Origin of the sequence: Paenibacillus wynnii (assembly GCF_000757885.1) — a bacterium.
In the GTDB taxonomy this organism is placed as follows: Bacteria; Bacillota; Bacilli; order Paenibacillales; family Paenibacillaceae; genus Paenibacillus_AQ; species Paenibacillus_AQ wynnii.
On sequence record NZ_JQCR01000003.1, the window covers coordinates 1,076,896 to 1,103,272 of the forward strand.

The 26,377-nt window shown below is 44.2% G+C and carries 27 protein-coding genes and 1 riboswitch; of the genes, 6 read left to right on the top strand and 21 right to left on the bottom strand.

Going from position 1 to position 26,377, the window contains the following annotated elements:
* Positions 1–30 precede the first annotated feature (30 nt).
* The 3 genes from PWYN_RS20305 to PWYN_RS20315 are packed head-to-tail and all read right to left on the bottom strand — an operon-like array spanning position 31 to position 3,088.
* On the bottom strand, positions 31–1,116 hold the full coding sequence (locus PWYN_RS20305; protein WP_036655610.1) for a Gfo/Idh/MocA family protein: 1,086 nt from the start codon (positions 1,114–1,116) through the stop codon (positions 31–33).
* Between the two features lies 1 nt (position 1,117).
* Positions 1,118–1,894: a sugar phosphate isomerase/epimerase family protein gene (locus PWYN_RS20310; RefSeq protein WP_036655613.1), complete on the bottom strand. Its 777-nt coding sequence runs from the start codon at positions 1,892–1,894 to the stop codon at positions 1,118–1,120.
* Between the two features lie 30 nt (positions 1,895–1,924).
* A complete protein-coding gene (locus PWYN_RS20315) occupies positions 1,925–3,088 on the bottom strand; it encodes a Gfo/Idh/MocA family protein (RefSeq protein ID WP_036655617.1) in 1,164 nt (387 codons plus the stop codon).
* Between the two features lie 166 nt (positions 3,089–3,254).
* Between PWYN_RS20315 and PWYN_RS20320 the strand changes: the two genes are divergently transcribed.
* Both PWYN_RS20320 and PWYN_RS20325 read left to right on the top strand, forming a co-directional pair.
* Positions 3,255–4,082, top strand: coding sequence for a helix-turn-helix domain-containing protein (locus tag PWYN_RS20320; RefSeq protein ID WP_036655619.1), 828 nt, complete (start codon positions 3,255–3,257; stop codon positions 4,080–4,082).
* A 30-nt stretch (positions 4,083–4,112) separates the two neighbouring features.
* On the top strand, positions 4,113–4,967 hold the full coding sequence (locus PWYN_RS20325) for an SDR family oxidoreductase (protein WP_036655621.1): 855 nt from the start codon (positions 4,113–4,115) through the stop codon (positions 4,965–4,967).
* A gap of 61 nt (positions 4,968–5,028) precedes the next feature.
* Here the strand turns inward: PWYN_RS20325 and PWYN_RS20330 are convergent, their stop codons facing one another.
* From PWYN_RS20330 to PWYN_RS20345, 4 genes are all read right to left on the bottom strand, one after another.
* Positions 5,029–5,568 (bottom strand): DinB family protein, encoded by a 540-nt coding sequence (locus PWYN_RS20330; RefSeq protein ID WP_338049216.1) that lies wholly within the window; start codon positions 5,566–5,568, stop codon positions 5,029–5,031.
* Positions 5,569–5,633: 65 nt separating this feature from the next.
* A complete protein-coding gene (locus PWYN_RS20335) occupies positions 5,634–6,578 on the bottom strand; it encodes a helix-turn-helix transcriptional regulator (RefSeq protein WP_036655624.1) in 945 nt (314 codons plus the stop codon).
* Between the two features lie 60 nt (positions 6,579–6,638).
* Complete coding sequence (locus tag PWYN_RS20340) at positions 6,639–7,529, bottom strand: hypothetical protein (RefSeq protein ID WP_036655626.1); 891 nt, start codon at positions 7,527–7,529, stop codon at positions 6,639–6,641.
* A 93-nt stretch (positions 7,530–7,622) separates the two neighbouring features.
* Positions 7,623–8,669, bottom strand: coding sequence for a YeiH family protein (locus tag PWYN_RS20345; protein ID WP_052088215.1), 1,047 nt, complete (start codon positions 8,667–8,669; stop codon positions 7,623–7,625).
* A 188-nt stretch (positions 8,670–8,857) separates the two neighbouring features.
* Between PWYN_RS20345 and PWYN_RS20350 the strand changes: the two genes are divergently transcribed.
* Complete coding sequence (locus PWYN_RS20350; RefSeq protein WP_036655632.1) at positions 8,858–9,754, top strand: LysR family transcriptional regulator; 897 nt, start codon at positions 8,858–8,860, stop codon at positions 9,752–9,754.
* Positions 9,755–9,781: 27 nt separating this feature from the next.
* Here PWYN_RS20350 and PWYN_RS20355 read toward each other — a convergent pair whose 3' ends face one another.
* The 5 genes from PWYN_RS20355 to PWYN_RS20375 form a co-directional block, all read right to left on the bottom strand.
* Positions 9,782–10,123 (bottom strand): RidA family protein, encoded by a 342-nt coding sequence (locus PWYN_RS20355; protein WP_036655635.1) that lies wholly within the window; start codon positions 10,121–10,123, stop codon positions 9,782–9,784.
* Positions 10,095–11,003, bottom strand: a complete 909-nt coding sequence (locus PWYN_RS20360; RefSeq protein ID WP_036655638.1) for a phosphotransferase — start codon at positions 11,001–11,003, stop codon at positions 10,095–10,097. The genes PWYN_RS20355 and PWYN_RS20360 overlap by 29 nt, the downstream gene beginning before the upstream one ends.
* A 115-nt stretch (positions 11,004–11,118) precedes the next feature.
* Positions 11,119–11,547, bottom strand: a complete 429-nt coding sequence (locus PWYN_RS20365; protein WP_052088217.1) for an AAA family ATPase — start codon at positions 11,545–11,547, stop codon at positions 11,119–11,121.
* A 27-nt stretch (positions 11,548–11,574) separates the two neighbouring features.
* Complete coding sequence (locus tag PWYN_RS20370) at positions 11,575–12,261, bottom strand: hypothetical protein (RefSeq protein ID WP_052088219.1); 687 nt, start codon at positions 12,259–12,261, stop codon at positions 11,575–11,577.
* Between the two features lie 583 nt (positions 12,262–12,844).
* Positions 12,845–13,165, bottom strand: a complete 321-nt coding sequence (locus PWYN_RS20375) for a hypothetical protein (RefSeq protein ID WP_036655641.1) — start codon at positions 13,163–13,165, stop codon at positions 12,845–12,847.
* Between the two features lie 97 nt (positions 13,166–13,262).
* Here PWYN_RS20375 and PWYN_RS20380 point away from each other — a divergent pair, with 97 nt between their 5' ends.
* On the top strand, positions 13,263–13,622 hold the full coding sequence (locus PWYN_RS20380) for a hypothetical protein (RefSeq protein ID WP_157261229.1): 360 nt from the start codon (positions 13,263–13,265) through the stop codon (positions 13,620–13,622).
* An 8-nt stretch (positions 13,623–13,630) separates the two neighbouring features.
* Here PWYN_RS20380 and PWYN_RS20385 read toward each other — a convergent pair whose 3' ends face one another.
* Positions 13,631–15,016, bottom strand: coding sequence for an MFS transporter (locus PWYN_RS20385; RefSeq protein WP_036655643.1), 1,386 nt, complete (start codon positions 15,014–15,016; stop codon positions 13,631–13,633).
* Between the two features lie 114 nt (positions 15,017–15,130).
* On the opposite strand from PWYN_RS20385, the gene PWYN_RS20390 reads away from it, so the two are divergent.
* Positions 15,131–16,018, top strand: coding sequence for a LysR family transcriptional regulator (locus PWYN_RS20390; protein ID WP_036655645.1), 888 nt, complete (start codon positions 15,131–15,133; stop codon positions 16,016–16,018).
* A gap of 75 nt (positions 16,019–16,093) precedes the next feature.
* Here PWYN_RS20390 and PWYN_RS20395 read toward each other — a convergent pair whose 3' ends face one another.
* The 7 genes from PWYN_RS20395 to PWYN_RS20425 form a co-directional block, all read right to left on the bottom strand.
* Entirely contained in the window at positions 16,094–16,771 is a 678-nt protein-coding gene (locus tag PWYN_RS20395) for an ABC transporter ATP-binding protein (RefSeq protein ID WP_036655648.1), read from the bottom strand.
* Entirely contained in the window at positions 16,768–17,886 is a 1,119-nt protein-coding gene (locus PWYN_RS20400; RefSeq protein WP_036655650.1) for an ABC transporter permease, read from the bottom strand. The genes PWYN_RS20395 and PWYN_RS20400 overlap by 4 nt, the downstream gene beginning before the upstream one ends.
* Positions 17,887–17,956: 70 nt before the next feature.
* Entirely contained in the window at positions 17,957–19,333 is a 1,377-nt protein-coding gene (locus PWYN_RS20405) for a sensor histidine kinase (protein ID WP_036655654.1), read from the bottom strand.
* Positions 19,330–20,007, bottom strand: a complete 678-nt coding sequence (locus tag PWYN_RS20410) for a response regulator transcription factor (protein WP_036655657.1) — start codon at positions 20,005–20,007, stop codon at positions 19,330–19,332. The genes PWYN_RS20405 and PWYN_RS20410 overlap by 4 nt, the downstream gene beginning before the upstream one ends.
* Before the next feature lie 39 nt (positions 20,008–20,046).
* Positions 20,047–21,333, bottom strand: a complete 1,287-nt coding sequence (locus PWYN_RS20415; protein ID WP_036655660.1) for a voltage-gated chloride channel family protein — start codon at positions 21,331–21,333, stop codon at positions 20,047–20,049.
* A 68-nt stretch (positions 21,334–21,401) separates the two neighbouring features.
* Positions 21,402–21,463: riboswitch (Fluoride riboswitch) on the bottom strand.
* Positions 21,464–21,513: 50 nt separating this feature from the next.
* Entirely contained in the window at positions 21,514–22,374 is an 861-nt protein-coding gene (locus PWYN_RS28295) for an SHOCT domain-containing protein (RefSeq protein WP_052088223.1), read from the bottom strand.
* A 102-nt stretch (positions 22,375–22,476) separates the two neighbouring features.
* Positions 22,477–23,673, bottom strand: coding sequence for a metallophosphoesterase (locus tag PWYN_RS20425; protein WP_036655663.1), 1,197 nt, complete (start codon positions 23,671–23,673; stop codon positions 22,477–22,479).
* 221 nt (positions 23,674–23,894) lie between these two features.
* On the opposite strand from PWYN_RS20425, the gene PWYN_RS20430 reads away from it, so the two are divergent.
* Positions 23,895–25,253 carry a PQQ-binding-like beta-propeller repeat protein gene (locus PWYN_RS20430; RefSeq protein WP_084146832.1) on the top strand — a complete coding sequence of 453 codons (1,359 nt, stop codon included), beginning with the start codon at positions 23,895–23,897 and terminating at the stop codon, positions 25,251–25,253.
* A 16-nt stretch (positions 25,254–25,269) separates the two neighbouring features.
* On the opposite strand, the gene PWYN_RS20435 is transcribed toward PWYN_RS20430, so the two are convergent.
* On the bottom strand, positions 25,270–26,133 hold the full coding sequence (locus tag PWYN_RS20435; protein WP_036655666.1) for a cation diffusion facilitator family transporter: 864 nt from the start codon (positions 26,131–26,133) through the stop codon (positions 25,270–25,272).
* Between the last annotated feature and the right edge of the window lie 244 nt (positions 26,134–26,377).

A 26,377-nucleotide genomic window follows, 5' to 3' on the forward strand; every position in this document is an offset into this window, starting at 1 on the left:
CGATCTTCTTTCTGAGCTCTACCCCACGCGTTACCTCAAAATTGATGAAAGATGGATTGCCTTAGCTTGTGCTAGAAGGCATAGCTCTGCCGCTTTAAATACATGAGCCTGCGTCATGGCCAATTCCGTTCGATTCATGCTGTCCAGAATTAGCTCCCCGAAAAAAGGGTATCCGATCTTGCCCGCTACATGCTCATAATGTTCTCCTTGACTATCTACCCAAAACACATGGTCTGGCGTGCTCGAACGTCCGATATCGGTGTATTTGCGCAGCTCAATATAGCCTTCAGTCCCCATTATCATCGTTCGTCCGTCTCCCCAGGTGCCCAGACCGCCCGGTGTAAACCAGTCTACTCGGAAATATTGTGTAGCTCCGTTATCCCCCACAAGTGTGGCATCTCCGAAATCCTCCAGTTCAGGGTAGGCGCTGTTGTTATAGTTGGCTACTTTGCTGTGAAGGACTGTTGCATCAGTACATCCACAATAGTATAGAAATTGTTCGGTGTGATGGCTCCCAATATCACACAGGATGCCGCCGTATTTCTCTCTTTGGAAGAACCATTCCGGACGATTAGCAGCATTTAAACGGTGCGGGCCCAATCCGATCACTTGTAAAGGACGGCCAATGGCTCCTTGGCGAATGAGTTGACCTGCGTATATTGCACTTTCAACATGCAGTCTTTCACTGAAATAAACCATATACTTCTGCTTCGTGCGAGCTGACTGCACCCTTGCCGCTTCTAATTGTTCAAGTGTCGTAAAGGGTGTTTTGTCTGTAAAGTAATCCTTACCATGTCCCATGACCTTAAGCCCTAACGGACCCCGTTCTGAGGGAATAGCAGCAGTAGCCACCATACGCACCCCAGGATCTTCCAGAATTTCTTCTGCCGAACGGGCGGCTCTCACTCCCGGGTACCTATCTATAAACGATTTAACCTTTTCCGCATCGGGGTCATACACCCATTTCAACTGAGCTCCAGCTTCTATTAGACCGTTGCACATCCCATAGATATGTCCGTGATCTAGAGCAATGGCCGCGAATATGAATTCTCCGGGCTTAACTACAGGTTTGGCTTCATAAGTAGGCGCGTACAGCATTCCATCATTGCGACTCATCCTAAACCCCCTCGATCGTATGTAAAAGATAGTCCAAACTAATGGTAACGCTCTCAAAGGGATCCCGTCGGCAAACGTCCTGCTCCACCACATACCATTCAACACCGGTCTCACGACAAGCCTTAATAATACCCGGATAATTCATATTCCCTTCACCCACCTCAGCAAAAACAGGCTTTCGATCAATTACGGCCATATCTTTAAGATGGACCACTTGCATTCTGTCGTTGACCTTGTGAATCCATTCCACCGGATCCGCACCTGCTGCCTGTAACCAATATAAATCGAGCTCGAAGCCCACATAATCAGGATCTGTCTCTGCCAAAAGAATGTCCATTCCTGTTCTGCCGTCCTCTAGGCGTTCAAACTCAAAATCATGATTATGGTAAATAAATTGCAAGCCGTAATTCTCATTCAATCGTTTGGCGATTGCTGAAATCTCTTTAATAAAGATACGGTAACCTTCCAGACCGGTGCGGTACAGATCGGGCAACCCGCCTAATCCGATATATTTGCAGTTCCACAGCTGATGTTCTTTAGCCAGAGCGTCCAAATCATCCACCAAACGAGTCCATGGCACATGCGTAGCGCATATCTCCAATCCATATTCATCGGCGAATTGTTTAACTACCAACGGATCGATAGGTCCGATACCAGACACCTGAACGGCGGTATAACCTATGGAAGCCAGCTTTTGAAAAGTTGACCTTAATTCTTCTTTGGTCTGTGTATACTCTCTAAAGGTGTACATTTGTGCTGCAATCATCGAAGGCTTCATCTGTATTCATCTCCATAGTCTATTTATCGTTTAGTGAGTTCCCTTAACATCCAGCGGCTTACTTACCACGTTTTCTTTTACAAAATTGGAGTATTTGATTTTATCAGACAGCTTCTCAAAGAATAAGTCTTCATCGATGGGCAGTTCTACCCAGTTGTCGGTCCAAGCCGATAAATACATGGCATTTGAAAGAGTTAGACCCTTAATTCCTTCTTCACCAGGTGCGAGGAGCGGCTCGTTAAAGGAAATAGCGTTCGTGAAATTACGAAGGATGCCTAAATGCTGTTCACCTATTCCTTTTTCTACCGGAATTTCACACTTCCAGCATTCCGGGGCACCGAAACCGCCTGTGAATTCTGCATTGAACTTGGGTTCCGGTGTCCGTAAACGCCAGAAAGTTAGTGCCCCGTCTTCCACGACAATTTTTCCGTTATCCCCATTTATTTCAAAACGGTTGGTTCCCGGTGCTTCACCAGTGGTAGTAATAAATAAGCCCGTAGCGCCGTTCTCATACTCCACATACGCGGTAACATCGTCTTCCACCTCTATATCACGATATTTACCGAAGTGGCAGAAAGCCCGGACCCGCTTGGGCATCATTCCTGTTGTCCACTGCCACAGATCTAATTGATGCGGGTCTTGATTCAATAACACGCCGCCGCCTTCACCTGCCCAGCTGGCGCGCCAGCCGCCGGAATTATAATAACTCTGAGAGCGATACCAATTCGTGATAATCCAGTTGGTTCGGCGGATTTCACCAAGCTCTCCGGATTGAATGAGCTCTCTCAGCTTCTGGTAAAGGGGATTCGTCCGCTGATTATACATGATTCCGAATTTGCGATCCGACAGAGCGGCAGCATCATTCATTTCTCGCACAGCCTTTGTGTATACCCCGGCCGGTTTCTCTATCAACACATGATATCCATAGCTTAACGCTTCTATGGCGAGCGTGGGGTGATCATAGTGGGGTGTGGAGATCAGTACAGCGTCAACAGAATGCGACTTGAATAAGTCGATTGGATTTTGGAATAAAACCACACTCTCCGGTAAATTCTTCTCAGCCCATTTCAGTCGTTCCGGGTCCATATCGCACACGGCCGTAAGCTCTGCGCCTTTAACCTCATTTAGCAGACTCAAGGCGTGGCTTCGGCCCATATTTCCTAATCCAATAATTCCATAGCGTACTAACTCCAACGTGGGTCACATCCCTATTCTTTTTTAAGTTTATGGTTAGAGAATATACCCAATTGCCGAAAGATAACATGACTGAAACTAAGAATCTTTTGTCAAATAATAAGATGTATTAGATAAATGAAATCCGATATAATCAATAACAAGCATCACTAGAAGGAGTGAGACCGTGAATCAGCCCACAACAATTACAGGCCGTCTACTTGAAAATCTAACGGTCACGGTAACACATGCTCAGCTAAGCAGTAAATACCCGGGTTGGAACCGCACGAATGAGACTCCTTCCTTCAATAGGCTGTATTTCATAGATAGGGGTGAAGGAAAGGTGATCCTCAATGGAATCACTCATTTTCCCAAACCGGGTCAACTAATGATTATGCCGGCCGGAAGCACCCAAACGACTGAGACCTCAACGGAGAATCCATATTCACGTTATTATTGTCATTTCGAGGCTCGTATCGGGGAATGGCCGTTGTTCCACTCCGCTAACAAGCTGTTTATCAGTGACGCCCCCGATCCTGACGCTGCACGGGAAATCTTCTCCGACATGATCCACCAGCTGCAAAATAACGATGTTCTATCCACGCTGCGTATTCAATCCTATCTCCTGAACCTGGTCGCCTTATGTCTGGAATCCGGTGGTTACACGGATTTCATGCAGGAATTTATCCAGACCCGTGATCAAGGAAAGCTCGCCCATGTCCTTAATTACATTGATGAGCGCCTGAATAAACCTTTGGAGGTGGAAGAGTTAGCCGAACTTGTCCACCTTCACCCGAATTATTTCATTCCTTACTTTAAAAAGTTCATGGGTGTTCCCCCTATGCATTATGTGCACCTGAAACGGATGGAATTTGCTAAAAGGCTGCTGTCCTATTCGGATTCCACCATCTCAGACATCGCGGAACAGGTCGGGATGGAACTGGCCCATTTCTCTAAATATTTCAAAAAGTTAAGCGGAGTCTCTCCTTCTGCTTACCGAAACAGTACGAAATAGAATAAGTAACCTAATGGAGGAGTGATAGTCATGACTGAATTATCCTTACATCCCGCATTGATCGGTAAAATTGTTGTAATCACAGGCGGTGCTGGAATATTATGTCGCGCGATGGCAGAAGAACTAGGTCGTCAAGGCGCCCGGGTTGTCATCTTAAACCGCACCTTGGATAAAGGCGCTCAAGTGGCAGATCAGGTTATAGCTGCAGGAGGCCAAGCCGTCGCTTATCCCTGTGATGTTACAGATAAAGACAGTGTACTCCGCGCGGCAGATGAAGTATTGAAGCACTGGGGACCTTGCGACCTGCTAATTAACGGGGCAGGAGGAAACGATCCCAGCGCGAATACGACCCACGAGACCTTCAAGACCGAAGATTTGGAGAACCCGAACGTTCTCTCCTTTTTTGATCTAAGTGTTCCGGGATTTCGTCAGGTCATGGACTTAAATATGATGGGTACCTTGATTCCTACGCAAGTCTTTGCCAAGCAGATGCTTGGTCGTCAAGGTACTTCTGTGATTAATATTTCCTCCATGAGCGCGGCATCTCCAATGACCAAGGTACCGGCATATAGTGCCGCCAAAGCAGGCGTAAATAATCTAACGCAGTGGTTAGCAGTACATTTGGCAGAGGCAGGGATACGTGTGAATGCTATCGCCCCGGGATTCTTTCTGACCCAACAGAATGAGAAGCTGCTTATACAAGAAAATGGAGAGCTCACAGAACGCTCTCGAAAAATCATCGCGCATACTCCTATGCGCCGTTTTGGTAAGCCCGAGGATCTGCTCGGCACCCTTTTATGGCTTGCGGATGAGCGGATGTCCGGCTTTATTACCGGGATAACCGTTCCCGTAGATGGTGGATTTATGGCTTACTCGGGGGTGTAAATGTCATGAAGAAATTAAAAAAGCAGCCAGGACATGTACCTCATGTCCTAGCTGCTGTTCATCAGATCTTAATCTCTAAAAACTCCTCCAAACGCTTCTTTTGTAAGAAGTGATGGCGATAATGCATTTCGGTTAAATAGAACCACTCGTAGGCATTCAATGCCCCTAATCTAGGATGCGGGCTAGTACGAGTGGTCGGAATTCCAGCCAGTAAGGGTTCAACTTCACGCATTTTCTTAAGAACTAGATGCAATCCTTCTGACAACTGCTCCTTGCTTACAGGTTGTAAAGGGGTGTATTCCTTAGAAGGTGGAACCTGGATGGAGGTTGGGAGGAAGCCTTCAATCTCGAATACAGCTTTACCAGCGTCTGTTTTAACCTCAGCTGTTTCTGGTGTTGTATCCATAACACGACAAACTTCGATATTGCGAAGCCCCATAAATTGAGCGGATTGAATTAAATGCAAATACATTTGTCCCATTGACCACTTGTCCTCTTGCGGTTTAAGCAGAAGCTGCTCCATATTATAGGCTTCCAGATCTTGAAGGTAGATGTTGACTGTATCCTCAAATCGCTGCAGATATTCTTTCGTATTCATCATTGAATCATTTCTCCTTTGTGATTGGTGTGGCTTCAGTATATAAAAACGCTACTGACAGCATTATGTCAGTAGCGTTTTAACATATTTTCAGCTTCCAACCGTACTTTTTGCCTGAGAATCTCCGGCTCCAGCACGACGGCACCTCCACCCCATCCCAACACCCAATCCAACACCTCTTCAGGTTCACGAACTCTTAGCGTTACAAGCAGTCCGTCTTCTTGATCTTCCATATGCTCCATGTAATAGTACGGATTGTCCTTAACCCTGGATGCAAGCTCGGGGCGAATCAATAACCGGACAAGAAGATTTCTGTCATCTATAGGTTTATACGAATGTAACTGAAAGTCCTCCGCTAAAATAAAGGTTTCCTTCAGTAGCTCGAGACTTTGTATTCTGCTTACACGAAAATGACGAAGCCCTTGCCGGACATGACAAAAGGCAACCAGAATCCATCCTCCATTGATGAACACAAGACCATATGGATCAATTTCGCGAGACATGCGTGGATCCTCGGAGGCATCAGGTTTAACTTTTGCATAGATCATCCGTACTTTACGTTTCCCCTGTATCGCCTCACGCAAGCTCCCGAGCAGTTCCGCATTCGTCTTATTGATTCTTCTGGACTTGCTTATAATCTTCATCCCCTCACGAATCCGCAAGGATTCGAGGCGTACATTTTCAGGTAAAACCGCCTCAATCTTACTGCGTCCTGCCATAGCCTTAGCCCTATAGTCCGCATCAAACTGTTGCTCTACAAAATCAATTCCGATCAACAATGTGACTGCTTCATCCGCCGTAAAGCTCACAGGGGGCAGAAAATAACCCTCCATCAAAGAGTAACCCATCCCCGGCGCTCCTATGACGGGCACTCCAGCTTCACTTAGCGCTTGTACATCTCGGTAAATGGTTCGAATGCTTGTCTCGAAAGTACCCGCTAAATCCTCTGCTCGCTGCATTCCCTTGCGCTGTAATTCAAGGATAATCGCCAGCAGTCGATCTGTTTTATTCATGGCTTTTGCCCCTTATTGTTACTTAGAACAACTGTAGCCCAGCCAAGAATAAATGTCCACTTATTGAATTAACTTCTGCTGCAATAAGGCAGCCAGCTCCTCATGATGCTCCCAAACCATAGGACGAATATCATTTGAAGGGATAAACATCTGATCAGCAGCGCTGCTTTTTACGGTCCACACCACAGGAATATTTAACCCGAGAGCATAACCAGCTGCAAAATACACCTCAGGGCCTTGCCCGCTGATATCCGCTATAATGAGCTTGCTTTCAGCGATCAGTTCCATAGAAAAGGGCTCAGGATTCACAGTTTCGGATGAATTTAAAATTCGCGGCATGTACCCGCACTGTTCAATTTTCGGGAGAACTTTTTCTAACCATTGAACGGAACTCTCCTCTTCCTCCGAGATCAGCAGGACGCAGGATTTCAACTTTCTTCCTCCGGCCCTGGCAGCCGCTTCTCTCCAGCCGTTTTCGGTGAGTCGAAAGGTCATCCCTTCCCTAAGAATGGATTGCTCGTTTTTCAGCCTATCAATAATAAATACCAGTTCTTGTATATTAGGAGAATACGTCAAGTTATAACTGTGGGTTAATGGGATCACAACCGGATCGTCCGGCCCTTGGGAATGTCTGTACAAGTATTGCAGGAATCGATTTCCCTTTTCCTCTAACGTAACTGGTATTTTCGGAGAATTCATGAGACTCTCTAAATCCTCAATCGATAGGGCTATTCTTTCATCGCAATCGGTTTGCTCCCGTATAAACGCAGATACTATAGGAAACATTTGATGTTTCGTCCCATGCGAAAACGCATTGATTGGTTCATAGCTGTCCCTTAGCAGATTATACGAACCATCGGGTGAACAATGACAGTTTACATACCGATCATAGTCACCTTGTACTTCTACAGAGACCAATTCATCACAGAACAAACAATATTTCTTACTCATCGCAGTTTACCACCTCAATTTCTTTAGTCCTCTCCTAGGGTAACAAGTTTTATTTGAAAAGTAGATAAGAAAATATTTCCATTTAAATGAAAGCTATGCCAATCCAAAAGCATGAACAAGAAGAAATCCTAGTATTGAGAGCAATACAGACCCAATGAGACCTGCCAAAAAAGGCTTCTTCCCCAACCGCCGAAATGTCGCTATATCCACACCCAACCCAAGCCCCGCCATCGCCATGGCTATCAATAAATAAGCAATAACAATAATCAATTCTGTGATCTTTCCCGGTAATATTCCTAAGGTGTTGAAACCGCTCATCATCAGAAAACCTAAGATAAACCAAGGTACAGGTAGCTTTCTCCATTGTATCCCTTTGGGTTTGCCTTCTCTCTTACGCTCCTTACGACCTTCCCACACAGCAATGATCAGAGCTACAGGAACTAACATGGCCACCCGGGTAAGCTTCACAATCACCGCAATATCAACCGCTTCTTGCCCTCCCGGCGCAGCCGCTGCGATTACATGTGCCACTTCATGCAGAGTAGCCCCTGACAAGATCCCGTATCCTGCTGGACTTAAACCTAGAATGGAATACATGATCGTGTATAACAACGTGAAAATCGTCCCGAGGATCGCCACCGTAGCCGCACTTACTGCCGTTTCGTTATCGCTTGCCTTGATTTGAGGAGATATAGCAACCACCGCGGCGGCGCCGCAAATCGCTGTTCCGCAAGCCGTTAGGAGTCCGAGCTTCCGATCTACCTTCAACCAGCGGGTTAACCCGTACACTGTGAACAGTGTAAATATAATGTTAATTACGGCAATCGCCCCTACTTTAGGCCCTGCATGTAAGATATCACCCAAATTAAGCTTCATCCCGAGCAATATAATGCCGACTCTTAACAATCTTTTACTTGAAAAAGTGATCCCAGACACCGCTTGGTGTGGAACACCTACAATCGCCCTTATCAGAATCCCCAGCAGGATAGCCAGAACAAGCTGCCCCATTATACTTAGGAAAGGAAGAGCGGCTAAACCCTTCGCTGTAACGGACAGTACGAACGTGAGAATTAATCCTTGAATAAACCCCACATTTATCCTTTGGTGTGATTTGGTTTTTGCCATAAGTGTGTGTTCCATACTTCTCACTCCCATTCACCGATCATCGGATCTCTTAGCTTCACTATAGAAGCATTAGAGGAGGAAGTGAAATACTACTTTGCTATCTGTATCATTATAAAAACTTATGATTGAATTGAAAATTATGCTAAAATGAGCCTAATAGGCTTATAAACAGGGATTAATATGAATAACAATGAGGGATTGTAATGATAGTAGATGCATTGCGGGTATTTGTAACTGTAGCAGAGCAGAGCCATTTCTCCAAAGCTGGGGAGCTGTTGAACCTCTCTCAACCGGGGGTCAGTCTGCATATTCGAAATCTGGAGAATGAACTGGGGGCGAAGCTGCTCCACCGTTCTCCCAAGCAGGTTCGCCTGACGGAGGCGGGGGCAATTCTATATAAACATGCCAAGCAAATCTTAACCCACTATGAAGAAGCCGGACAGGAGATTCAAATGCTGCAGGATCAGGTGACAGGCAGTATACATATAGGAGCCAGCTTTACGGTTGGTGAATATATTTTGCCGGCAAAGCTTGCAGAATTCGCGAATCAGTACCCGCAGGTCAACCTGCAGGTTACCATCGGAAATACAGAAGAAGTAATTGGAGCCGTACGCACGAATCAACTGGATATTGGATTTATCGAAGGCGAAACACAAGATGCGGACTTAACCGTGATTCCCTATATGAAAGACGAAATGATTGTCGTCTCCCCAACGGATCACCCTCTATCGGATAATATTGTCGTTGAGAAAGAAATGCTGCGAGATCAAGTGTGGGTACTTCGGGAGCATGGCTCAGGAACGCGTGCCTTCAGCGATCATTTCATGGAGGAAACGAATATTAATGTGAAGAGATCCTACGTCTTTAACAGCAGCCAGGGCGTCAAGGAGGCGGTATCTGCTGGATTGGGTATTGCCATGTTATCCAGATGGATTGTGCGGAAAGAGTTGGCTAGCGGTGAGATCAAGGAATTGCGGATTAGACACAATCATCTAGAAAGAGACTTTTCCATTATCCGTCATAAAGACAGCACAAGCTCTATGGCACTCAATGTATTTTTACAAAAGCTGCTGGTAAGAACCGAAAGCCGGAGAGAATAGTTCTCCCCGGCTCAATGTCCCGTTAGTTCAATCCTTGTAAGCGATCCCATCAATCATCATCAGACAATCCGTATCGATAAATTCTGTTGTTGTTGTCATTCGTGCAGGAAATTTATCTTTTTCAAAATACTCCATAAACACCCGTTCCATTTCAGGCAAATCAGCAATGTTTTTGAGATATACGTTTACCTTTACAATATTCTCAAGAGGAACATTAACTTCATTTAGAGTATCCTTTAAGAATCTAAAAGCTTCGTGTATTTGTTGTGTGAAGCTCTCCCCAAAACCCCTATGTAATCCTAAAAAAACGTAATCTCCTGCTACGACTGCCGTTGAATAACTATATGGCGTTGTAATCCGTGTGATCATCCTTAGTCCTCCTAATTTGAGCTTTCCAATATTCCCATGCCTCTAAGTATTCCGACAGATCATGGGGGTGATGCTTTTTACTAAGACCAATACGACAATAGAGTTGAACGGATACTTCATCCATTAACCTTGATCTGTCCATATAACTCTCTTCAATGTCAAGATCTTCGAAGGCTGCAAATAAGGTATTGATATCTAAATCGTCTGGGGAAGAACAAAAAGCATAAAGAAAATCGTAGATTAAAGGACCCACCATAGGAGAAGGATCGATGACACCCATTAAAGTGGAGTTATCAAAAACAAAATTATGTACTCCAGTATCCCCATGCAACAAGTAACGCTCAGCCTGTTTCCCCTCTTCCTTGAACAATTTATTGACTAGTGATTTTACAAAGTTGTAATCTTCGGTGGTTAATAGATCCCCGATATTGTTTCTCGCTTCCTCGATGCCTATCTCATTGAATTCTTTCCATGATAGCAGCGGATACTCTAATCTCCCCCATATATTTGCCTTCGGATATTTGCTGTATGTATTAAATAGTTCATGAACAAGCACTCTTAACCAGTTGATTTTCTGTCCACGATTAAAGTGAGTTGTACCTTTGATATACGAATAGATTAGATGGGAATGATCTGAGGCTGTATAAAGTACTTTTGGCATTAGTGTCGAGTTAGGATGATGTTTCAAAAAATCACTAACCAGCCGCACTTGATCGGGATCGTCAAATTTTAATATATAGTGGTTGTTAAGTTGGGAATCCAGTCTATACACGAGGCCGCTTGTAGTACCCGACAGCTTTTTAATCATTACGATTTCATCTCTGATGTGATGTAATTGGAATAATTCATTAATCTCCTCAAGTGTAGGTTCTAGCGTCATTCTTGCAGCTCCTTTATCCTATCAAGAATTCTATGTACCACTTCATCTGTGTTTAAAAGATCTGTATGAATTTGCTCTTTATATCTTTCAATGTTGGAGAAAGCTTTTAGACATTTTAGGGTTTGCTGATACGTCCATCCGCCTTCTTGATCCCCCGAGAAGCTAATCTCTGATATATCGTTTGTTCAGTAGCCATTAAACAGAAGTGGTAAACCTCGTTATCAATAGCTTGAAGACCCTTAACAATATAATCAAAGTTCACAGGCTTATAAATCGTCATTGGAACAATTATTGGTCTATTATATTTCCTCTTTACCTCACTCAATGCTTGTACGGTTAGAGTTCGCCATAACTCCATATCCTGAAAATCATCCGTTCTTTCATCGTGTAATCTAACTTCTTCAGGAATAATTTTTCGCAGCATATAACCTATTTCTTCAGGATCAAATATCATACTGTTTGGAATACGTGACTGTAGTGTATGAGCAGCTGTGGTTTTACCTGCACCAAATGCCCCATTAATTAAGACAATTACAATGATCACCCCCCATGATAGACTGAATATCCGAACTCAATCTCTTAGATCTATCCAACCACTGTCTCTGGAATCACTTATTGTTTTAACAGCTATAAGGTCACCTTGTTCATTATAACCCTCGATATTAAAAGGAGTTGAAGCGGTTGAAGGCAGTAAAACGAACCAAATCGTTTGCTCTGAGGTTACTTTTGTAAGTTTGGCGTTGTATTTATCAGTGCCTTTGATATCAACGGTCACACTCTTAATTGATGCATTTAAGACATCGCCATAAACTAAAGGAAAGGGCGTTGATATGCCTTTTATAGCAGGTATACTCATATAATTGAGTGCAGACTTAGATTGCAGAGAACTCCCTATACTGAATTCTCCACCCCAGCCCCATTTCCATCCGAGCCATGTTTTGCGTACATATTCTAACTGTAGATTACTTACTTCCTGTTTAATCCTATTCATAAAAAGAAGCACGCCACCTTCAACCGGTTCTCGGTGAATTACATTTAACGTCGGACTCCGCCGAAAAAGTTGAATGGCTTCCTCCGCGGTTTTGCCGAGTGGGATGTGAATGGTATCTTCCTGGCCCATCGCGTGGGACATTCGCTGATCTAAAAAGCCGCCAGGTCTGTCATACAAATATACAATTGCATAAAAAAGAAGTGCAGATGCTAAAATCAGTCCTGAACATATCCATATCCATCGATTTTGCTTAGTTCGTTTAGGCATACCCGACTCCTTCTTTCTACAACTTTTTCTTCCATCCACGGATTTTAATATAATAATAAGTCGGGACCACTGCACAGAATACTATTAGAACGACCATGAAAAATTTCATATTGCTCATCTCTCCTCTGAATTAAAGAAACTTCTTAGATTAACTCGTGTCTAAATAATAAACTACTTTGGAGGAATTTTACAATGAAACAAATCCTAAAATTTGGATTATCCGGCTTAACCTTAACCTTAGTGTTTAGTGCCGAAGCATATCCCGCTACCGCCGTTTTATTGAACTAACGTTTAACCGACCTCCACCCCTTTGTTAGATGTGACGAAGGAATAATAGGGCATAGACCCGTTGAGACATGGGAGTGAAAATTCGCTAGGGGCGACATGGAGTTGTGAGGGCATGGAAAAGACTGGGTGATAACTCTCACCTTTATTCTTGCATGCCCTTACAGGTGTTCTCAAGCCACTGGGCCTCCTCTGTCTCCTTCTTATCTGAGACTTAGCTAAAGGTGAAATCCTGCGAATTCATGAGCCTGAGTGAGAAAACTGAATCATACTGAGTGAACGAAATAGCAATCCATTTTTACTTTGATGATGCTTTTTGGTATTCCCCGTCTAATTCAACCGCAATTGCCTCGTTTGGATCTATCTCCTTGATCTCGTATAATTTACTTCCTACTGGTGTAAAGTTTGATTCTTCATTTTTTTGTGGCATTTGATCAACCTGTCGTTTCACTGCACCGACTTGATTTCCTAGCCTATCTAGAGTGACTTTTTCCACTGATAAATAAAATTGGGTGTTGTTAAAAATAATTACATGAGGATATTCTGTTGTTTTATTTGAACATCCTACTAATACAATAACAAGTAATGTAGTTATTGCAAAACTAGAATACTTTATCAAGTCAATCCCCTCCTTAGTAGAAATAGACGTACGTAAAAACAATAAAGTTACAAATTGTTTTTACGCTATTCTTCCCGTTGACTTAATGACGAATCGTATGTATCAAATCGGAAATTTAGCTAACAAGTGGATTATGGCTTATGACGAGAGACAGCATCAAGAAGTGCAGGAATTAGTTAGCCCGGACTTCATTACCGATATCTATAATGAAAGCTTCCCTGCCGGTACTTACAATTTGTCAACTATTGTAGATTTCAAAGCTACCGCACTTACAGATACTAGTCTGACAGTGCGGATTGTCCAACGAGTAACGGCAGAAGATAATTATAAAATCAAAGTGGAGAAATGGAAATTCACTTATTCACAAAACAAAATTAGTTCTGTAAAGGTTGTACCAAATTCAACGAAATATTTGGATCGCTACACAGTGTTTCCCGGAGCCAATTTCGGGATATGATTGTAGGTCTAAGACTCCTGCGATGGATGAGAGTCCCTGTGACGCCAGCTCATGAACACCAAAGACAATGCAATTACCGTAAGAATAACCCCAAGAAGTCGAAATCCTCCTGCGCTGAACTTATCCCCCATTACTATACCTAGCAACAATGAAGAGAGAATGGTCCCCAGGTATCTCGATGTCATAAATACTCCGGATGCTACACCGATAATCTCTTTTGGAGAACTTCTGAACAAGGCCGTTTGCATACCCACATTGTTCAAACCGTTGCTAATACCGAATGCAGCTAACGCCAGACACACACTGATCACCGGTGAAGTTTCATTCAATGTCACTATCCATACAGACCCAAGGGTCATCAGTATTCCGGATACCAGCAATGCTGGGCGAGGTCCTGACTTATCAATCCATCGTCCTGCTAGTGGAGAAACAACGAGCGAGCATAACCCTAAACTTAGCATGAGAATCCCTGTATGGAATTCACTAACATGACGTACCATTTGCAAGTAGGACGGAAGCCCGAAAAAGAGCGAGTAAAAAAGCAAGTTTACGAGTATGAATTCGACATTGACCCAAGTCATCGCAGGATATTTGGCGAATGTGCGCAAAGGAATAAAGGGTGACTTCGCTTTTAACTCATGTCGTACGAAAACGCCCAGTGAAACAAGACCAATCGATCCGATAATCACATGCCTAAATGAGATATGCCCAGAAGATTTTGCGGACAGTAATCCAACGAGTAAGGCAACCAATCCTATTGTAAAGAGCAGGACCCCTGTCGCATCAATCAACTCAAACCATTTACGAAAGGACATGCCTTGTGCAACGGATGTTGGCGGTTCATCCTTAGGGATATTCCTCCAAGCTAATAGAAAGCTTGTCACTACGAACGGAATATTGACGAGAAAGATAGCAGGCCAATCCCACCAGTGAATCAAGACCCCGCCAATAAAGGGTCCAATGGCTGCCGCTCCTGATAGAAATATGGACAACACTGACAGTGCTGTCGCTTGCTTCTCCGTAATATGAATTCGCACAATAGCCATCCCAACGGACACGATCATGCTTGTTCCGATGGATTGTACAATGCGGAACACGATGAGCCACCCAAAGTTGGGTGATAGTGGAGCTAATAAGGATGCAACAAAGGAGATTACAAGCCCGCTAAGAAATATCTTCCTACGGCCGAATAAATCACTGGCTTTTCCCATGACAGGTTGAGCAACCGCACTCGCAATGTAGAAAGAAAAAATAATCCAGGATACAGCTGTAAAATCAAGGCTGTACACATTTTGCAGCCTTGCAATAGCTATAGAAATCATCGAAGAATTTAATGGGTTTAATAATACCCCCAGACCTACGGAAATCATCAACCACCTGCTGCGAACACTCATTTTGGGTCCCCCCCGAAGCTTATTAATGTCATCGTACTTGAAATCAATTATTTATTCCAACGCATTTCATGTTATGATTTCATGTACTTGAGGGAATGAGTGGAGGGTGCTTAAATGGAACTTTTACAACTGCAATATTTTCTTGAGGTAGCTCGTCTGGAACATGTGACCGAAGCTGCACGAAGTCTGCACGTTACTCAATCTTCACTAAGCAAAACGATTCAACGCTTGGAGGAGGATTTAGGGGTCCCTCTATTTGATCGTATAGGAAGAAAGCTACGATTGAATGAGTTCGGAAGGAGTTTCCTTCGCCGAGCTGAAAGGGCTTTGTTTGAACTGGAACAAGGAAAGCAAGAGATTAGCGATTTATCCAGTCCGGAATATGGCACACTCGAATTGGCGGTGACCACCGCAAGCACGTTACCCCATATCCTTCGAGAGTTTCGGAAAAAACGGCCCCATATCCAATTTCATGTGCAAATGCTGAAAACGCGGGAAATGATTACGCTTCTTCATAGAGGTGAAGTCGATTTCTGCTTGTCCTCACCTCCTATACAAGGGGATGATATTGAATGTCAAATTGTGTTCATCGACCCCATCCTAGTAGCTGTTCCAAAAGGGCATCGACTGGCAGACCGAAGTAGCGTATCCTTGGCAGAATTAAGAGATGAATGGTTTGTCGGTGTAAAAAAAGGCTACGGTACCCGCGATTTAGTGGACTCTGTATGTGAATCGGTTGGTTTTGTACCTAAATATGTGTATGAGGGGGATGAACCAGCAAGGTTAAGTAGTCTTGTGGAAGCCGAACTCGGCATAGCCTTCATCCCAAGCACAGCGAGGTTTTCACGGGAACAGATCACATATCTCCAAGTAGAAAATCAGGAATTGGTACGTGAGATTGCATTATTATGGCACAGGAGTCGGTACATTTCGCGGGCTGCTATGGAATTTCGTGAAATCGTTGGTGAATATTTCGAGGCGTTGTCCACACAGACTCTTTAATCATGCCGCATCATCCGTACAACAAATACCCCCGCCCGGCATAATGCCAAACGGGGGTTTCTAATCTCTCTATCCTTAACCTTCAACCAAAAGCCCATTTTCCAAATGCAGCACCCGATCGCACCATTCCAGCATACGCTCATCATGGGTCACCATGACTGCAGCTTTGCCTTGGCTTTTTACTTCTTCAGCAATCATCCGTACAACTTCCTTGCCCCTCTTGAAATCCAAGCTTGCGGTTGGTTCATCGGCAAACAGAATAGCCGGCTTATTCATCCAGGCTCTGGCAATAGCCACTCGCTGCTTCTCCCCACCGGAGAGTTGTTCCGGGTAGTGATTGCGCCGTTCCCAGATATCCAACCGTTTCAGTATTTCAGCAGAACGTTGCTTAGCTTCCTTCGCATTTAGTTTCGCAAGCTTAGCCACATACAGCAGCTGTTCTTCTACCTTCAGGTAAGGTAGCAACTGAGCGCTTTGGAACATAAAACCTATTTTTTGAAGTCTCAGTTCGGTGAGCTCTCCCTTATCTTTATTCGTGAGTGATTCTCCATCTATGAAAATTTCACCGCTAGTTGGAGTAAGCAAAGCTCCTGCCGCTGAGAGAAATGTGCTTTTCCCCGAGCCGGAAGGTCCCAGAACAGCAACGAATTCTCCCTCATTTACTTCCAGGTCCAGATTTCGGAGTACAGACATCACAGAATCTCCGTCTCCGTAGGTTTTGGACACTTGCTTCATTACTAACTTTGCACTCATGCGCCAGTCCTCCCAATTGCTTCTAATGCATCTATTTTTGCTACTCTAGCCACTGAAATTAGGGATCCCAAGAGTGACATTCCAATAAATAAGCAGCTTGTTAAAATAATCGTCGAGGTGTCCAACTGGAACGGCATAGAGTCAGGAAGTGACATGTTCATTCCAAAGGTCAGCAGCAGACTGATGCATAGACTTGCGACGGATAAAATCATAACCTGACCGACTACACTCCAAGCCAAGTATGACATTTTGGTCCCCATCGCTTTTAGAATCCCAAACTGGCTTGTTTTTTGGATCGTAATAACGTAGAAGAACACCGCCAATACAAACGCTGCAATGACGAATAAGAAAATAATCATCATCTTTAGGGAATTTTGTTCGGCGGAATAGCCGGGGATACTGGAAATGGCTTGTTTTTTCGTGATAACCTCAACATTTTTCGTTTGTTCGGAAATTTGGTTCACCTGCTTCTGAGTGGCCTTAATAGCAATTACGTTAAAAGACACAGTCTGGTCAGCAGCCGTACCTCGGGACATCCCCTGCTTCATCTCTTGCCAATCCGGCAAATTCAAATAGACCACTGGGGTGTGACTATAGGAGCTATCCTGGACATATCCAGCAACGCTCCAGGTCATCCCGGTAGCCTGATCTATAAGGGTACTGCCAATAGTGATTCCGTCTTGCTCCAGCTTGCGGTCCACAACCACACTGCCTTTTGTCTCATTGCTTATTCCTTCGCCCTTGGCTATAGCTGGAGCTATTAGACCCTTCATATCTACCGCAAAAAAAGTAACATCTGTCTTTACATCCGTTCCTTTAGCGGTTATTGTACTCATTTGAATGCCTAGTGGAGTCGCATTTTGTTCTCCTACTACAGAACGTACGTCCTGAAGCTCCACTTCATTAAGCTGAGAACGTCGGAACGTCTGATCCGCATCACCTTGTACAACATAATAATTTGCAGACATATTTTGTACCGCTGAAATGTTGGCATAAGCCAGACCTCTTGCAAGCCCAGTGACAAACAGCACCAAAAAAGAGACCAAGAGCATAATCACCATAATCAGCAAATACCTGGCCTTGGAATGCCGCATTTCCCTTAAAGCTAAAAACATACTTACCACTCCTTCTACTCTGTATATTCACAGTTTAGAAGGCGAAAATGAACGGAGTATGAATAATGAATTACAAAGCAGGCAGGCTAACTGTAAATGTAGTCCCTTTCCCCTTCACACTTTTCACTTCGATCGTTCCTGAATGAGAAAGGACAATTTTTTGAGCAATGGAAAGACCCAGACCTGTACTATGGTTCTCCCTTGTGCGAGCCCGGTCCGCTTTATAGAAGCGGTCAAAGATCATCGGCAACTCCTCCGGGTTAATGCCCTCACCGGTATCCGAGACACGAACCTGACAGCTGCCATCTGTAATACTCGCTGAGATCGCAACCTCGCCGCCATCCGGTGTATATTTGATCGCATTCGATAACAGGTTCATCCACACTTGATATAGGAGGTTCACGTCACCTGTAAGGCTAATCTCAGATAGGTTCAACCGCAGAGAGAGTTGTTTCTCAGCCAGCTTCCATTCCATAATTTGAGCCACCTGACGCAGCTGTGTACGTAAGTCGAAGGTACTGATCTGCAGTAGATTAGGATCATAGTCCAACGAAGACAACGTAAGTAATTGCTTGCTTAGCATCGACATTCGGCGGCTTTCCTCTTCAATGATGGATAAGTACTGTAATCTTTCCTCATCAGGCAGAGTTGAATCTTTTAGTGAATGAGCAAAGCCCTGAATAGAAGTAAGCGGTGATTCAATTTCATGAGACACATTAGCGACAAATTCTTGTCTGGCCCTGTTGGTACGTTCCAATTCCCTACTCATGATCATAAAGTGTGAGGCCAGCTGGCCGATTTCATCACTTCTGCGCGTATTCAGCTTAATGTCATATCTGCCCTTGGAGATACTTTTGGTAGCTGCCGTAAGGCGTGTGATCGGCTTAACCACATGAAGAACACTAATCATTACGAACCAAAGACTGAATAGCAGAGTGAGCCCGATAATCATCGCAAAAAAGATCCGCAGCTCCCCAAACTGGATGTCGGCATCCGGGCGCAGAAATAACGCGTAGCTCTCATTGTTCATCGTAATCGGCACACCAATCGAATTTCGAAGCTCATTATCAAAAAAACCGGTGATAAACAACTTGCTTGGAAATTCAGCAACGCCATGATAGACCTGGCCTTCTAGAACCTTCCCAATCTGTCCTTCATCCAAATCCAACTCTCGAAAGGGTTTGCCATAGAATTGCTCGTCCCCAGAATCATTCGTGACATAGATTTTATAACCCAGAGAAGCCACACTACTTAGGTAATCATCTACAGAATCAGGGTGGGACCTACTGAATTCTTGAATTTTTAGAGCCATTCCAGTGAGCTTGGCATCATTTAAAGGCTTCACTTCCCGCTGATAATAGAAATTAGAGCCCAAAAAGGCGAATAAGCTGCTGAACAGTATGACTGAGCAAAAAACAATACACATCCGTACATAGAGTGACTTCATGAGCTGATCATCTCCACCTTATATCCGATCCCGCGAACCGTACGAATCACAAAATCATCCTGATAGGCTATGAATCGCTGACGTAATCGTTTGATATGTACATCTACGGTCCGTTCATCGCCCTCGTAATCGGCTCCCCACACCAGTTCAATTAATTCACTGCGGGTAAAAAGTCTGCCCGGATACTGTGCCAGCTGTGCCAATAATTCAAACTCTTTTACCGGCAGCAGCAAAATATCATCTCCATCGGTAATCTCATAGTTCTTACGGTCAATAATCAGCCGGTTTAGGCGAATTTTATCAGTAGATGCAACGGAATATCGGCGAAACAAGGCTTTTATCCGATACAAGAGCTCTGCCGGTTCAAAAGGTTTGGTGACATAGTCATCCGTTCCATGCAAGTATCCTTGCTCTTTATCACTTAATTGTTGTAAGGCTGTAAGTAAAATAATCGGAATATCATAGGTAGAGCGTATATGTTCGCATAACTCTAAACCATTCACATGCGGCATCATCACATCTACAACAGCCAAATCCACAATACTCTCCTTCAGCTTATGTATAGCTTCCTGTCCATCGCTGGCTTCGATGACAAGATAACCTTCTCTGGTTAATACATGCTTTAATAAGGTGCGGATATGAACATCATCATCGGTTATCAATATCTTTTTCAAGTGGTCACGCTCCCTTGGCTGTACCGGATCCTTTAATAGTTATGGGTTTTGCTTCTTTTTCTTAACGGGTTTAATACTGCCCAGGGTCGCCCCTTCCGGCACTTGAATCCAATGGGACTTCGATATTCCAATCTTCTGCGAGGTATAGATACCTGTGTGACCAGAGACCAAATAGCTAATTAGGCAGGCAATGAACATATAGATGGAACCGCTCGAACCAAACAACTCAATGCCCATCAGAAAACAGGCGATAGGTGTGTTCGTTGCGCCGCAAAATACGGCAATGAAACCTAATGAGGCCAAGAATGGAGCGTATAAATGCAAAAAGCCGGATAAAGAATGTCCGAGTGTAGCACCGATAGCAAACAATGGCGTAACCTCTCCACCTTGGAACCCGGCGCCCAGTGTAAGCGAAGTGTAGATCAATTTCCATAGAAAAGCAAAAGGGGAGACACCCTCTTCGAACGAATTTTGAATTAGCGGAATCCCGAGGCCTAAATAATCTCTTGTACCCATCAGGTACACCAAGCCGATAATAACAAAGCCGCCTACGGCGCTTTTAATCATCGGATTATGAAATAAATAGGTGTAGCCTTTCTTAAGCGCATGAGTCAATTCACTGAAAAGAATACTGGTAAGTCCAAATAACACCGAGGCAAAGATAACCTTTAGCAGGACTACAGCTGAAATGTCGGGTACCCAATCGACTTGATATTGAATATGGGATACGCCCCAGAAGGATGTGGTCACTAAATGGCCTACAAAGCTTGCCACAAATGCAGGTAACAAGGCCTCATGACTGATTAATCCGATAGCCAAAACCTCTAGACCAAATACCGTACCGGCTAGAGGCGTACCGAAGATCGAACCGAAACCGCCGCTTATCCCGCAGATCAGAAGAATCCTCCGATCCATCGGACTCACTCGCAACATCTTCCCGAACGCTTCCGCCAGACTCCCTCCCATCTGGACAGCAGTCCCTTCCCGCCCGGCAGAACCACCGAACAGATGTGTGATCAGGGTACCGAATAGAACTAGAGGGGCCATGCGCAGCGGAATGGTCTCATTTCCGTTATTGATTTGTTCCAGAATTAAGTTATTTCCCTTGGCACTGTTCTTTCCGAACTTCAAGTAAAGGTAACTGACTAACGCTCCCCCGACTGGCAAGAGGTACAACAGCCATGGTTGCTCCATTCGCAGGTCGGTAACATGCTCCAGACTGATCAGGAAAAAGGCGGAGGCTGTTCCAGACAATATACCTACACCGCTCCCCAGTAGAATCCACTTCAATAAAGTTTTGACTAAAGCCCAGCTCCACTTTTGCATCAGGTTTCCTATCTCCTTAACCGATTCATCATTGATTTCACAAAAACAGACTCCTACCAGCAGAATGATCGCTGGTAGGAGTCATTAGCCGTTACCGGCGGTTTTGGCGAACTCCATCGCCTTATCAACTACTTTTAATATATCCGTAATTACTGCTTTGGTCAATCTTGAACACTACGTTTAAGCCGATGTTCCTGTGGTTCCATCTGTAGCTTTCGGGGCTGTCTTGGTCGTTTCGTTAGCACCTCTTTTTCCTGAACGGTCGAGCTTTCCTGCTCCCTTATCTCCTGATCTTCCCGTAAATGTATTGTTCACGAATTCGGAGACTCTGGTGGTTAGTTTTGCTTTAAGCTCATCATATTGAGCCTGTGTGATCGTTTTGGCGGCCAGTTGCTTGTCCAGCTCGGTCACCAATTGAGTCTTGATCAAGTCTGTAATGGCTTGTACGGATACATTTTTCTCACCGGCGAGAGTGGCGAGCGATTTACCGGAGGTTAGGGCTGTTTTTAACTCCTCAGCGGTAAGGCCCAACAGCTTTGCAACCTCTGCATTAGCCAAGAGGGCTCCATGTCCGAAACCTCCACGACCGAAACCGCCTATACCGTCCTTGCCTTTAAATTTACTACCATCGAAAACAGCATTTACAGCACTGGTCGCTGGAGTGAGAACCTCAGCTTTCAACTTGTCATATTCAGCCTGAGTGATCTTGCCGTCTGCCAACCGCTTATCCAAGGCCTCTGTAATGGCTTTGACCTGAAGATCAATCACCTTCTGTACAGCGACACCCTTTTCAGCAGCAATGGCCGCAAGAGACTTCCCTAATTGTTGAGCCGTTTTCAGTTCATCTACTGTTAAACCCAGCAAAGTCGCAATCTCGGAACTCGCTACCTTATGAAACAGAGCTCCCTTGCCTCCAAAATGGTTATATGTCTTCTGCACAACTTCTGCGGCACTAACATTACCCACAATGAAAACTCCGCTACCAGCAGTTACTGCAAGAGCTAAGACGCCTGCTACTAAAACATTACGTTTCCTATTCATTTTCATGCCTCCTGGTTATTGTTGATACTTACTTGTTAAGAATAACCAGGCTAGCTGAAAATTAGCTGAGTCTTGACTGAATGTTATCTGAATCCGTCCGAATTAGATCAATATGGTGTTCCCGGATACCGCTGCGTCATCGCTATATTTTTTACTTCCCTCTAGCATAATCTCCAATTTGAGGATTTCCGAACGGCTAGCCAGCCGGATCGGCGGGCCCCAGGTCCCGAAGCCGGAAGAAACAACTACATGCAGCTTTTCTTTGCGAAGATAACCCCAATCCAACTCGAACAGACGTTTTGTAATCCAGTGGTTGGGTGCAATTTGCCCTCGATGAGTATGACCGGATAGCAATACATCCACTCCAGCCTTCGCTGCGACATCAAAACCCGTAGGTTGATGATCCATCATGATTACGGGCCGTGCAAGGTCAATTCCCTTAAGAAGCTCAGGTACGCTTAGTCGACCTGCTGTTTCCATGGCGTCTGCAGTTTTGTCTTTTCTCCCTACAATATAAGTACCGGCAACCTCTACAATCTCATCCTGTAGAACACGAATGCCTATGTTATCCATCACTTTTGTATACTGCTCAATAGAGCCGCCGTAATACTCATGATTCCCAAGGACGGCATAAATGCCATACCTCGCTTTTAACTGTCCAAGCGTCTCGTCCATCCGATTGCGGATAAAAGGTTCAATACTGTCATCCAATACATCCCCGGGCAGCAGAATCAGATCGGGCTGCATTTCGTTTATACGCTTCACTAATCTTTTCAAATGCCGATTCCCTACAATGTTACCCAAGTGCAGATCAGATGCAACCGCAATCGTAAGCGGCAGACTGTGTCCGGTAGATTTATCTATCTGTAAAGAATGGGTCCGCACCACACTGCTCCATGCATTTATAGATCCCCACACGAGGAAAACAATTAATAATACTACCAATGTACTGCCCGTTTCTAATACATACTTATCATGCTGAACACCCGTAAGACGCAGGACTCCATAGAAAATATCTGCTAAGGGCAGCATGATTACGGCGAACTCCATGCAGGCTAAATAATAGGAGCCAATAACTTTGAACAATCTGCCTACGGGCTTTAGCGAGCGGGGTAATGGAATTCTACCCACGACATAAGCAAAGGCAACTAACATAAATATGGACCAGAACCAACCTATAGAAATATTCGGTAACCCTTCCTGAACGAGAACCAAAAGATGATAACCGATATAGAAATTAACCAGAATAAGAACAATCAGAACCGTAGATGCAGTACCCATTATTCGCAGTCTTTTCATCGTTACTCCCCATTTCCACTGAACTAACTTTACTTCCTAATTTAAATCATATCACAAACCATTATCACTATATAAACTGCCCAACCACTCCCGCATAATTCCAGCAGTAAAATCCGCACTGAAGCCCCTAGCGAAAGAGCTACTACGATCCAATTGTAACTTTTTTCTATTTTATTAGTATAATTTAACAGCACTCAAATCAAATACTGAAGGAGAACTCAATGATGATTAACTCTTTACAATTCAAAATGAAGTTATTACTCGCTGCAGCCGTTGTTATAGTTACATTAGAAGGTGGGGTTCCAGTATCAGGCGTTTCTGCAGAAAAGGCTGTCCTAAGTAAAGGTGGTTCTGATTACAACAAAGTAGAGGCTCCATTGCTAAAGCCAATTTGGTCAACTTCAGTTGCTATATTAGATAAGGGTTCTGAAGATTTGGCGGTTACCGCAATAGCTGAGAACGGCAAAGTTTTTGCTCTGCAGCCAAGCCATAAAATCGTTGCGCTAAATGCTTCAACCGGCACAAAGTTATGGGAATTCGGAAGTGAACTGGCCCCTCTTTTTACCTATAATAACGGGATGATCTATGGAATGACTAAGACCGGAGCATTGTATGCAATTACAGAAGCAGGAAAGAAAAGCTGGACAACCCCTATATCCTTTTCAAGTGCAGATAGTGTTCAAAAAATTGGGACAACCCTCTATGTTACACAATCGGAACAATTAGCCGCTGTTGATGCTGCCACAGGGAAGCTTAAATGGAAGATAGCTGAAGATAAAAATAATACTATTGGCTCAACCCATATCATGGAGACCGATGACGTCCTTATTAGACAATATATCCAACAAGGAGCCATAACCGTAGGATTAATGGTGGCTTATGATGCTCGGACAGGTAAGAAGTTGTGGGCATATTCCCGACAGAATTCCCCCCTTGCCATTAAGGAGGGTCTACTATATTCGATTACAAGCTTGGAGATGCTTGATGATGATCCAATTAACCGCAAAATCAAAGTGTCCGTGTTCAATCTGAAGAGTGGTGAAATTAAGGGTGAACGCTTATACCGCTGGACGGATTCGGAGAATACAGATGGGGTCTTTAGATCAGGTGGTGCTTATGGATCTGCTTTTCTAGATGGTGATGATTTGTATGTATTTCAGGGAAGCAAGTTAGCGAAATATGATTTCTGGAACTATAAGGTAGATGCGAAACCTATCCAACAGTGGAATCAGGGCTTATATGATGGCATATATCCGCTTAATCAAGTCTATCAGCAGCGTATGTTTTACACGGAAAATAGAACAGGTACCTTATCAGCTCTTAAGTTAATGAATGGGCAGATACTACACTTTAACCAGGGGGAGAATCCAGTAGTACGAACGGATATTTACGGAAATACAGTGTACACCGGACAGTCCGATGGTTTATTTCATGCTTACGACCTCATGACCATGAAACCGATATTCACCGTGAATACCGGCTCCCGGGATTTTGCCCCTACTCTGAAAACAGGAGGAACGCTGGTTATTCAGACAGGTGGTAAGCTTTTAGCTATTAAACTGCCCTCTTATCTAAAATAATCCTTTATACGTAGTTTCACATCGGTTCAATATGCACATGAACATTGGCAACCTGATGCATCTGCTTCAATTGGTCTTCAATTTCTTCAGTAATGTCATGGCTTTCAATAACATTTAGAGTATGTTCCACTAGCACCGTTGTATCAACTAATACATTGTTGCCATGAATACGGGCTTTAATTTCTTTAATGGATTGAACACCCTCAACTTCTGCAACGGTTTGCTTCATAAGCTCAAGCTTATCCGCATCAAAGCCATCCGTTAGATCGTGTGTAGCCTTACGGAATATCTCCCAGGCTGTTTTGCAAATCATTAACCCGACAATCGTAGCCGTAACCGGATCAAGCCAGGGAATTCCAAATTGTGAACCTACGATCCCTACAAATGCACCGATACTTACCATTGCATCCGAACGGTTGTCTTGAGCAACAGCCATCATGGCGTTGCTGTTAATTCTGCGGGCAAGCTTCAGGTTATATCTGTATACTGCCAACATCACCACCGCACACGCAGCGGCAGTCCAAGCTGAGATTAAATCCGGCGTTGTATGTACAGGCTGAGCGAACTTGTTCACTCCTTGATAGAGTACCTCTAAGCCTACAATAATCATAATGAATGAAGCCACCAAAGAAGCGATGGTCTCCGCCCTAAAGTGTCCATAACCATGATTGGAATCGGGGGGTCTTCTCGAAATTTTGAGACCTGCCAGAACCGCTATGGAGGCCACAATATCCGTACTATTATTAAGACCGTCAGCAAGCAGGGCCTGAGATCCGGAGATCGTTCCGACGAACAGCTTAATGGCTGATAAAAAAATATATGCTATTATGCTAAGCCAAGCTCCTCTTTCGCCTTGTTTGATGTTATTGTATGTTTCCAAAAGAAGACCTCCAAAGAATAGTATCGTTCCATACTACACGCCGGTGCATGGGTGGGTCTAGAGAAACAGTTTTGCCATAAGACGCAATAGTTACCCCTGCCAAATAGAGTTGGTTTGTTAAAAATATTTTGCCGTTCTGCAACACTGCCTCTCCTGCTCCATATTTCTCGATAAAATAAAAAATTGCGCATCAAAAAACTCCTCCACAGCTATAGCTGTAAAAGGAGTTTTGGTGTCCGGATTT

Bases quoted from the DNA above. Each gene is read 5' to 3' on its own strand.
- PWYN_RS20305 (WP_036655610.1), bottom strand. From the start codon at position 1,116: ATGAGTCGCAATGATGGAATGCTGTACGCGCCTACTTATGAAGCCAAA.
- PWYN_RS20310 (WP_036655613.1), bottom strand. From the start codon at position 1,894: ATGAAGCCTTCGATGATTGCAGCACAAATGTACACCTTTAGAGAGTAT.
- PWYN_RS20325 (WP_036655621.1), top strand. From the start codon at position 4,113: ATGACTGAATTATCCTTACATCCCGCATTGATCGGTAAAATTGTTGTA.
- PWYN_RS20330 (WP_338049216.1), bottom strand. From the start codon at position 5,568: ATGATGAATACGAAAGAATATCTGCAGCGATTTGAGGATACAGTCAAC.
- PWYN_RS20335 (WP_036655624.1), bottom strand. From the start codon at position 6,578: ATGAATAAAACAGATCGACTGCTGGCGATTATCCTTGAATTACAGCGC.
- PWYN_RS20340 (WP_036655626.1), bottom strand. From the start codon at position 7,529: ATGAGTAAGAAATATTGTTTGTTCTGTGATGAATTGGTCTCTGTAGAA.
- PWYN_RS20345 (WP_052088215.1), bottom strand. From the start codon at position 8,669: ATGGAACACACACTTATGGCAAAAACCAAATCACACCAAAGGATAAAT.
- PWYN_RS20350 (WP_036655632.1), top strand. From the start codon at position 8,858: ATGATAGTAGATGCATTGCGGGTATTTGTAACTGTAGCAGAGCAGAGC.
- PWYN_RS20355 (WP_036655635.1), bottom strand. From the start codon at position 10,123: ATGATCACACGGATTACAACGCCATATAGTTATTCAACGGCAGTCGTA.
- PWYN_RS20360 (WP_036655638.1), bottom strand. From the start codon at position 11,003: ATGACGCTAGAACCTACACTTGAGGAGATTAATGAATTATTCCAATTA.
- PWYN_RS20370 (WP_052088219.1), bottom strand. From the start codon at position 12,261: ATGCCTAAACGAACTAAGCAAAATCGATGGATATGGATATGTTCAGGA.
- PWYN_RS20380 (WP_157261229.1), top strand. From the start codon at position 13,263: ATGTATCAAATCGGAAATTTAGCTAACAAGTGGATTATGGCTTATGAC.
- PWYN_RS20385 (WP_036655643.1), bottom strand. From the start codon at position 15,016: ATGAGTGTTCGCAGCAGGTGGTTGATGATTTCCGTAGGTCTGGGGGTA.
- PWYN_RS20390 (WP_036655645.1), top strand. From the start codon at position 15,131: ATGGAACTTTTACAACTGCAATATTTTCTTGAGGTAGCTCGTCTGGAA.
- PWYN_RS20395 (WP_036655648.1), bottom strand. From the start codon at position 16,771: ATGAGTGCAAAGTTAGTAATGAAGCAAGTGTCCAAAACCTACGGAGAC.
- PWYN_RS20400 (WP_036655650.1), bottom strand. From the start codon at position 17,886: ATGTTTTTAGCTTTAAGGGAAATGCGGCATTCCAAGGCCAGGTATTTG.
- PWYN_RS20405 (WP_036655654.1), bottom strand. From the start codon at position 19,333: ATGAAGTCACTCTATGTACGGATGTGTATTGTTTTTTGCTCAGTCATA.
- PWYN_RS20415 (WP_036655660.1), bottom strand. From the start codon at position 21,333: ATGCAAAAGTGGAGCTGGGCTTTAGTCAAAACTTTATTGAAGTGGATT.
- PWYN_RS28295 (WP_052088223.1), bottom strand. From the start codon at position 22,374: ATGAATAGGAAACGTAATGTTTTAGTAGCAGGCGTCTTAGCTCTTGCA.
- PWYN_RS20425 (WP_036655663.1), bottom strand. From the start codon at position 23,673: ATGAAAAGACTGCGAATAATGGGTACTGCATCTACGGTTCTGATTGTT.
- PWYN_RS20430 (WP_084146832.1), top strand. From the start codon at position 23,895: ATGATGATTAACTCTTTACAATTCAAAATGAAGTTATTACTCGCTGCA.